Origin of the sequence: Streptomyces sp. MB09-01 (assembly GCF_033794505.1) — a bacterium.
In the GTDB taxonomy this organism is placed as follows: domain Bacteria; phylum Actinomycetota; class Actinomycetes; order Streptomycetales; family Streptomycetaceae; genus Streptomyces.
Genome location: NZ_JARAYQ010000355.1, coordinates 1 through 6,610, shown reverse-complemented (window position 1 = coordinate 6,610; position 6,610 = coordinate 1). Strand labels below are relative to the sequence as shown.

General features: G+C 72.3%; 9 protein-coding genes and 2 pseudogenes. 4 read left to right on the top strand and 7 right to left on the bottom strand.

Going from position 1 to position 6,610, the window contains the following annotated elements:
• Nucleotides 1-411: pseudogene (locus PV721_RS39585) on the top strand (hypothetical protein); the annotation flags it as partial.
• On the opposite strand, the gene PV721_RS39580 reads toward PV721_RS39585, so the two are convergent.
• Nucleotides 381-749 (bottom strand): cupin domain-containing protein, encoded by a 369-nt coding sequence (locus PV721_RS39580; RefSeq protein WP_319733133.1) that lies wholly within the window; start codon nt 747-749, stop codon nt 381-383. The pseudogene PV721_RS39585 and the gene PV721_RS39580 overlap by 31 nt on opposite strands.
• 85 nt (nt 750-834) lie before the next feature.
• Nucleotides 835-1,569 (bottom strand): alpha/beta hydrolase, encoded by a 735-nt coding sequence (locus PV721_RS39575; protein ID WP_319733132.1) that lies wholly within the window; start codon nt 1,567-1,569, stop codon nt 835-837.
• A 114-nt stretch (nt 1,570-1,683) separates the two neighbouring features.
• Between PV721_RS39575 and PV721_RS39570 the strand changes: the two genes are divergently transcribed.
• The 3 genes from PV721_RS39570 (at nt 1,684) to PV721_RS39560 (ending at nt 4,125) form a co-directional block, all read left to right on the top strand.
• The gene (locus PV721_RS39570; RefSeq protein ID WP_319733131.1) at nt 1,684-2,832 is read left to right on the top strand and encodes an adenosine deaminase; all 1,149 of its coding nucleotides are present in this window, start codon (nt 1,684-1,686) and stop codon (nt 2,830-2,832) included.
• Nucleotides 2,833-2,971: 139 nt separating this feature from the next.
• Complete coding sequence (locus PV721_RS39565) at nt 2,972-3,235, top strand: hypothetical protein (protein WP_319733129.1); 264 nt, start codon at nt 2,972-2,974, stop codon at nt 3,233-3,235.
• Between the two features lie 134 nt (nt 3,236-3,369).
• Complete coding sequence (locus PV721_RS39560) at nt 3,370-4,125, top strand: hypothetical protein (protein WP_319733127.1); 756 nt, start codon at nt 3,370-3,372, stop codon at nt 4,123-4,125.
• Nucleotides 4,126-4,153: 28 nt separating this feature from the next.
• Here the strand turns inward: PV721_RS39560 and PV721_RS39555 are convergent, their stop codons facing one another.
• From PV721_RS39555 to PV721_RS39535, 5 genes and pseudogenes are all read right to left on the bottom strand, one after another.
• The gene (locus PV721_RS39555; RefSeq protein ID WP_319733126.1) at nt 4,154-4,354 is read right to left on the bottom strand and encodes a PspC domain-containing protein; all 201 of its coding nucleotides are present in this window, start codon (nt 4,352-4,354) and stop codon (nt 4,154-4,156) included.
• A gap of 56 nt (nt 4,355-4,410) precedes the next feature.
• Nucleotides 4,411-4,989, bottom strand: coding sequence for a VanZ family protein (locus PV721_RS39550; protein ID WP_319733124.1), 579 nt, complete (start codon nt 4,987-4,989; stop codon nt 4,411-4,413).
• Between the two features lie 85 nt (nt 4,990-5,074).
• Nucleotides 5,075-5,713, bottom strand: coding sequence for a PH domain-containing protein (locus PV721_RS39545; RefSeq protein ID WP_319733123.1), 639 nt, complete (start codon nt 5,711-5,713; stop codon nt 5,075-5,077).
• A 36-nt stretch (nt 5,714-5,749) separates the two neighbouring features.
• Entirely contained in the window at nt 5,750-6,292 is a 543-nt protein-coding gene (locus PV721_RS39540; RefSeq protein ID WP_319733121.1) for a class F sortase, read from the bottom strand.
• 85 nt (nt 6,293-6,377) lie between these two features.
• Nucleotides 6,378-6,610: pseudogene (locus PV721_RS39535) on the bottom strand (hypothetical protein); the annotation flags it as partial.

The following is a 6,610-nucleotide window of genomic DNA, read 5'->3' as shown; positions in this document are numbered from 1 at the left end:
CCCGAGGAGTTCGCGGGGCTACTGCGGCTCGCCCACGGCATCGACGTGCTCGGCCTCGCCCTCGCGGCAGGGCTCGGTCTGCCCGAACCCCTGCGCGTGCCCCGCCCGCGCACCGCCCACGCCGGGCTGCGGTACGTCGACTTCCCGCCCGGCCGCCTCGACGGCGTGCGCGCGGCGCTCGCCGCGGCCCGCGGCGTGCCCGGCGTGGCCCGGGTCCAGCTGGAGATCCCGCCGGGCGCCCTGGTCCGCCGCGCCCCGACGGGCGCGCCGCACCACGCGTACGTCCTCGCCACCGCCCCGACGGCGGGCGCACTGGCCCGCACCCTCGACCGGGCCGCGGGTCTGCTCGGGCAGGGGTCGTCGGGCGGTCTTCGGGGGCCTCAGCCGGAAGGCTTCGCGAAGTTCCCGTAGCCGGTCCAGTCCAGGACGACGCACTGCTCGTCGCCCACGACCCAGGCGTCGTGCCCCGGCGGGATCCGGACGTAGTCGCCCGCCGCGACCTCGATGCTCTCGCCGCCGTCCATGACGATCTGCATGCGGCCCTTCACGACGTACCCGGTGTGGTCACCCAGGCAGCTGTCCGTACCGGCCATCGGCTTGATGTGCTCGGACCACTTCCAGCCCGGCTCGAAGACGGCGCGCCCGATCAGGCCGCCCTCCGTCTCCACCAGGTCCAGTCGGCCCTTGCCGTCCTCGAACGGCCGGGTCTCGTCCGCCTTGTCGAAGCTCTTGGACACCAGGCCGGCCATGGTCATCGCCTCCGTCGCAGAAGCCCGAGTCCTTCCTTTCACTCTACGCTCGGGCCCACTCCCCGTGCGCCCGCACGGACCGCCCTCACCTGCGCAGCGACCTGCCGAAGCCGGAGGCGAGCGGCATCCGCAGGCCCAGGGGCGGCGGCGCGGCCAGGGCGTCCGTCACCGGCCGCGAGTACCGCCCCGAGAACACCGCGCCGAGTACGAAGTCCACGGCCAGTGCCACCACTTCGGCCTGGTGCTCGCGCAGCCCGTGGCCGTCCGAATGCACCTCGAAGCGGCAGGTCGAACGATTCGCCTTCTTCGCCCGGGCCGCCAGCCGGAAGGAGGTCTCCGGGTCGCTGCGCGCGTCGTTGGTGCCGTGCACGATCAACACCTGTCGCCCCGACAGCTGTTTCACCGGTTCAGGGGAGTCCGGGGCGGCCGCCCCGCCTAAACAAGGAGCCATCGCCAGAACGGAGTTGACGGCCCCGTGCCCCGCGGCGCGCAGCGCGGCCAGGCCCCCCGCGTCGTAGCCGGCCAGGCACACCGGCACGTCCCCGTACCGCCGTACCACCTCGTCCGCCGCCCACCCCGCCTGCTCCTCCCGCGAGGACTCCCCGCCGTGGATGAGGGTGTGCGTGACCAGCCCGTCCGCCCCGCCCGCCCGGGCCAGCGCCCGCGCGAGCGGACGTACTGGACCGGGGGAGAATCTGGATGCTCCGGGAAGCAGGAGCACCACCCCGTTGACCGGACTGTCCGTCGAACCCGAGCCGGTTCTCGCGCCGGCCGCCCGCCCCAGACGGGCCCCGCGCGCCGGCGGCGCATGCTGTGCCATGGCGGAACAGTCTCAGACCCTGAGGTGTACGCCATCCGTCCGCGCGGTCTCTGTTACATATCGACGCCCGCCGCGGACACCCCGCTCTACGCGCGTAGGAGTTAGAGTGCGCAGATGACGAGCGAGACCCCCAACCTGCCGACCCCGGATCAGATCCGCCGCTCCCCGAAGGTGCTCCTGCACGATCACCTCGACGGTGGACTGCGCCCCGGGACCATCATCGAGCTGGCTCGCGAGGTCGGCTACGAGAACCTCCCCGAGACCGACGCCGACAAGCTCGGCATCTGGTTCCGTGAAGCCGCCGACTCCGGCTCCCTCCCGCGCTACCTGGAGACCTTCGCGCACACCTGCGCGGTCATGCAGACGAAGGCGGCCCTCTTCCGGGTCGCCGCCGAGTGCGCCGAGGACCTGGCCGAGGACGGCGTCGTGTACGCCGAGATCCGCTACGCCCCCGAACAGCACCTGGAAGCCGGCCTGACCCTCGAAGAGGTCGTCGAGGCCGTGAACGACGGCTTCCGCGAGGGCGAGCGCCGGGCGAAGGCCAACGGCCACCGCATCCGCATCGGCGCCCTGCTGACCGCGATGCGCCACGCGGCCCGTGCCCTGGAGATCGCCGAGCTGGCGAACCGCTACCGCGACAACGGCGTCGTCGGCTTCGACATCGCCGGCGCCGAGGCCGGTTTCCCTCCCACCCGCCACCTCGACGCCTTCGAGTACCTCAAGCGCGAGAACAACCACTTCACGATCCACGCGGGCGAGGCCTTCGGCCTGCCGTCGATCTGGCAGGCCCTGCAGTGGTGCGGCGCCGACCGCCTCGGTCACGGCGTGAAGATCATCGATGACATCGAGGTCGCCGCCGACGGTTCCGTGACCCTGGGCCGCCTGGCCTCGTACGTCCGGGACAAGCGCATCCCCCTGGAGATGTGCCCGACCTCGAACCTGCAGACGGCCGCGGCCGCCTCGTACGCCGAGCACCCGATCGGCCTGCTGCGGAAGCTGCACTTCAGGCTCACGGTCAACACCGACAACCGGCTGATGAGCGGCACCAGCATGAGCCGCGAGTTCGAGCACCTGGTGGACACCTTCGGCTACACGCTGGACGACATGCAGTGGTTCACCGTCAATGCGATGAAGTCCGCGTTCATTCCTTTCGATGAACGACTGGCCATGATCAACGAGGTCATCAAGCCCGGCTATGCGGAGCTGAAGTCGGAGTGGCTGTTCCAGCAGACCGCCTCCACCAGCGGTTCTGTTTCGGCCTAGGCCACGGCATGACGTACTGAAAGCGCCCGGGAGGGGCAATTCCCGGGCGCTTTCTCATATTTAATGATGTTTGCAGGCGAGGGTTTGAAGTGACTAGTTTGCGGAGCCGCTCAATTCCCCGTCGCAAGGAATACCTTTCATGAAGCAGTCAGCTGCCAAGACCCTCGGCGTCGCCGCTCTCGGTGCCGCCCTCGCCGCCGTCGCCGCCGGTACCGCTTCCGCCGCCGTTCCCGCGGTCGGCCTCACCGACGCTCTGGGCACCGTCACCGGCGCCGCCCAGGGGCTCACGAGCCAGCAGCAGGTGAGCCCCCAGGGAGACCAGCAGTCGAGCGACCCGGCCGCTGCGCTCGCCCCGGTCACCGGTCTGCTCGGCGGTCTGCCGACCAGCAACCTCGGCGGCTGATTCACAGCTGGATTCGCACGCGTGCGCACGTGGCGCACACCCGATCGAGTGGGTGGGCGCCGCGTTGTGCCGTGTGCCACGATCACCACCAACTGCCCGCCGACGTAAGCGGTATGAGGTCCTTGGTCATGCGCATGAAGGCACGAGCGACGATGGTCGCGCTGGTTCCCGCCCTGCTCATCGCGGCGGTCGGGTGCAGCAGCGGCACCCCCGCCCCGGGCAAGGACCCGGACCCCAAGGGCTCCTCCGGCGCACCCGGCGCCCAGGCACCGTCCGCCGGCTCGACGGGCTCACCGGCACCCGCCACGCCCAAGACCGGCGGCACCAGGCTGGACCGCTCCGCGCTGGAACAGGGCGACCTGCCCGGCTACCAGATCTCCGGCCAGGGCAAGAACCCGAACGCCCCGGACGGTCAGCCGAAGGCCGACCGCAAGGCCTGCCAGCCGCTGGCCGACATCATGGGAGACAAGCCGGACCCGGCCGCGCGCCAGACCGTCAACCGCGGCGTCGGCTCCCAGAAGCAGGTCGGCCTCGCCGTGTCCGCCTCCGTCAGCTCCTACGCCGAGAGCGACGCCAAGGCGCTGATCACCCGGCTCAAGGCCGCCGTGGCCGCCTGCGGTACGGGCTTCTCCGCCACCGTCGACAGGCAGACCGGCAGCTACCGCGAGGTGCGGGCCGCCGACTACCGCACGAGCGGCGACGAGACCGTCAGCTGGACCACGACCGCGGCCGCCCAGGGCGTCTCGGCGCCGGTCCACCTGGTCGTCGCACGCGAGGGCGACACCGTCGTGCGGCTGATGGCCCTCAACGTGGCGGCGGCCGAGAAGAAGGCCCGGGTACCGCAGGAAGTGGCCGACAAGCAGCTGGAGAAGGTCCAGAAGGCCCGCTGACGCGCCGGCCGCCGATCGCGGCCGCCGGTCACCAGGCGGTGGAGGCGGACTTCTCGTTCGGCAGTACCACCCACAGCGCTATGTAGATCAGGAACTGCGGGCCGGGCAGCAGGCACGAGACGGCGAAGATCGCGCGCATCGTGTTGGCGGAAATTCCGAAACGCCTGGCCAGTCCGGCGCAGACTCCACCGATCCAGCGGCCGTCACGGGGGCGGACAAGGGCGCTCATGGGGTTCTCCTTCGTCGGGATCGCGGTGTTGAAGACCATCACGGTCTCGCGATGACTCAATACTCCCGCTGGACCGCTGACAGAACGTCGGTCCAGGGGCCGAGCCCGACCCTGGAAATCTTCGGGGTGTTCCCCTGATAAGCGGTGTGTGAACGCCGCAGCCGGGCCCGCAGCGCCGGTACCACGGCCACGTGGGCGAGCAGCACGCCGGCGGTGTTCAGCAGCACCGAATCCACGTCGACGACCTGGCCCGGGACGGCGGTCTGGAGCATCTCGATGCTCAGCGAGACCAGCGCGCCCGCGGCGGCGGTCCGGACCAGGGAGGACCACGCGGACAGCGTCGACCGCACGAGCCGTCCGTTGACCAGCGGCAGCAGCACCCCGAGCGGGGCCAGCAGGGCCAGGCCCTCGCCGATCCGCCGGGCCGCCTCCAGCGGCCCGTAGGCGAGGTCCGTCCGGATCCCCTCCATGGGGGTCAGATTGGCGGCCGCGGCCCAGGGCACGTCGAGCGGCCGAAGGGTCAGCCAGCCGACGACCAGGAGATGGGCGGCGAGCAGGACCCCGGCGAGGAGTCGGAGCCGGAGATGGATCGCGGTGGCGGTGGCGGCGCTGCCGCCGGCCTCAAGACGCTGCACACCTGCGAGGACGCACCACCCGGTAGCCCCGGTTCCGCCCTGACGGGGGGTGTGGCCGGGAGCACCCGGAGCCGCTCCGCGCAGGTCAGCGGGTGGCGATGAGGACGATGAGCGCCAGCGCGCCGACCACGGCGGGCGCGATGATCTCGTACGACCAGTGGACGCGCACGCTGCCCTGGGCACCGGGCCGCTCGGCGCCGCGTTCGGCCATCCGCTGCAGCTCGTCCACGATCCGGTCCGCGCTCGCCCGCATCGGCTCGGCCGGCAGCCGGGGCTTCTCGCCGGGGCCCCGCTGCTCCCGGTCCTGGAGGCCCTCGTAGCGCAGCCGCTGCCGGTTCGCCTTCTTCCGCTCGCGCAGCGAGACGGGCACGGACCACAGCTGGTACTTCGACCCCTCGGCCAGCACCTCCGCCGAGTAGCCGGAACGCACCGCGTCCACGGCCGCCCAGGGCAGCTCGATGATCCGGAAGGGGTTGCGCACGCGCATCCGGTCGTCGTCGGCGAAGACCGCCGGGCGGATCGTGAACGCCACGATCAGCGGTACGGCACACACCGCCACCGCCACCGCGATCCAGGGGGTGTTCCCCGAGCCGCGCAGCACGGCGTCACCGCAGAGCCACGCGGTCAGCGCGAGCAGCAGTACCCCCGAGACGACGCCCATGGTGGAGCGGTAGACCCGATCGTGGTGGACCGGTTCATCGGTCGGCTGCTGCTGGCTGCTCATGGGGTCGATTCTGCCCCACCGCGCCGCGTGCGTGGATCAGCCGACGAGATCGGCGTACAGGATGATGTTGTCGGGCCGGTGGCCGTCGGTGATCTCGCCGCCGCAGGTGATGATGCGCAGCTCGGGGCGCGCGGTGTCCCCGTACACCTTGGCGGTCGGGAACTTCTTCTTGTCCACCTGCTCCAGCTCGCGTACGCGGAAGACGGCCGTGCTGCCGTCGGCCCGCGAGACCGCGATCTCCTCGCCGGCGCGCACGCGCGCGACGTCCTTCAGCACGGCCGGGCCGCGCGCGGTGTCGAAGTGGCCGATCAGCACGGAGGGACCGGTCTCGCCGGGGGTGACGCCCTTGGTGTACCAGCCGATCTTGTCCCCGTCGGCCACGGAGGGCACCTCCACGGTGCCGTCGGCGGCCAGCCCCAGCCGCAGCAGCGGGGAGGCGTCCACACCGGCCGCCGGGATCCGTACGCGTACGGGAGCGGAGGCGGGCATCGGGGCGGCCCCCGCGGTGGCCGCGCCGCAGCCGGTCAGGGCGGCGGCGAGGAGGACGGCGGCGAGCAGCGGGCGGACGCGGTGGGCCATGGAGTGCTCCGGGGACGGCGTCCGGCGGGCCACCGGGTCGGTGGCCCGCCGGAGGAGGGCAGGACAGGAGGGGACGAGGGGGGCGTCAGCCCCGGCCGGCGCGGCGGCGGCGCAGGACCAGGCTGGCGCCCAGGGCGCCGAAGGCGGCGATCAGGGCGGCGCCGGCGGTCATGGTGGCGGTGTCGCCGGTGTCCGAGGCCGTCTCGACCGGGAGCTCGGCGCCCGCGGCGACCGGGCCCTTCGGGACCACCGAGGTCTGGCCCGCGGTCTGCGGCTTCACCGGAGCGGGGGTGGAGGCGGGGGCCGAGCTCCCGGTCG

Coding starts and splice junctions, on each gene's coding strand:
- PV721_RS39580 (WP_319733133.1), bottom strand. CDS start 749: ATGGCCGGCCTGGTGTCCAAGAGCTTCGACAAGGCGGACGAGACCCGG.
- PV721_RS39575 (WP_319733132.1), bottom strand. CDS start 1,569: ATGGCACAGCATGCGCCGCCGGCGCGCGGGGCCCGTCTGGGGCGGGCG.
- PV721_RS39570 (WP_319733131.1), top strand. CDS start 1,684: ATGACGAGCGAGACCCCCAACCTGCCGACCCCGGATCAGATCCGCCGC.
- PV721_RS39565 (WP_319733129.1), top strand. CDS start 2,972: ATGAAGCAGTCAGCTGCCAAGACCCTCGGCGTCGCCGCTCTCGGTGCC.
- PV721_RS39560 (WP_319733127.1), top strand. CDS start 3,370: ATGAAGGCACGAGCGACGATGGTCGCGCTGGTTCCCGCCCTGCTCATC.
- PV721_RS39555 (WP_319733126.1), bottom strand. CDS start 4,354: ATGAGCGCCCTTGTCCGCCCCCGTGACGGCCGCTGGATCGGTGGAGTC.
- PV721_RS39545 (WP_319733123.1), bottom strand. CDS start 5,713: ATGAGCAGCCAGCAGCAGCCGACCGATGAACCGGTCCACCACGATCGG.
- PV721_RS39540 (WP_319733121.1), bottom strand. CDS start 6,292: ATGGCCCACCGCGTCCGCCCGCTGCTCGCCGCCGTCCTCCTCGCCGCC.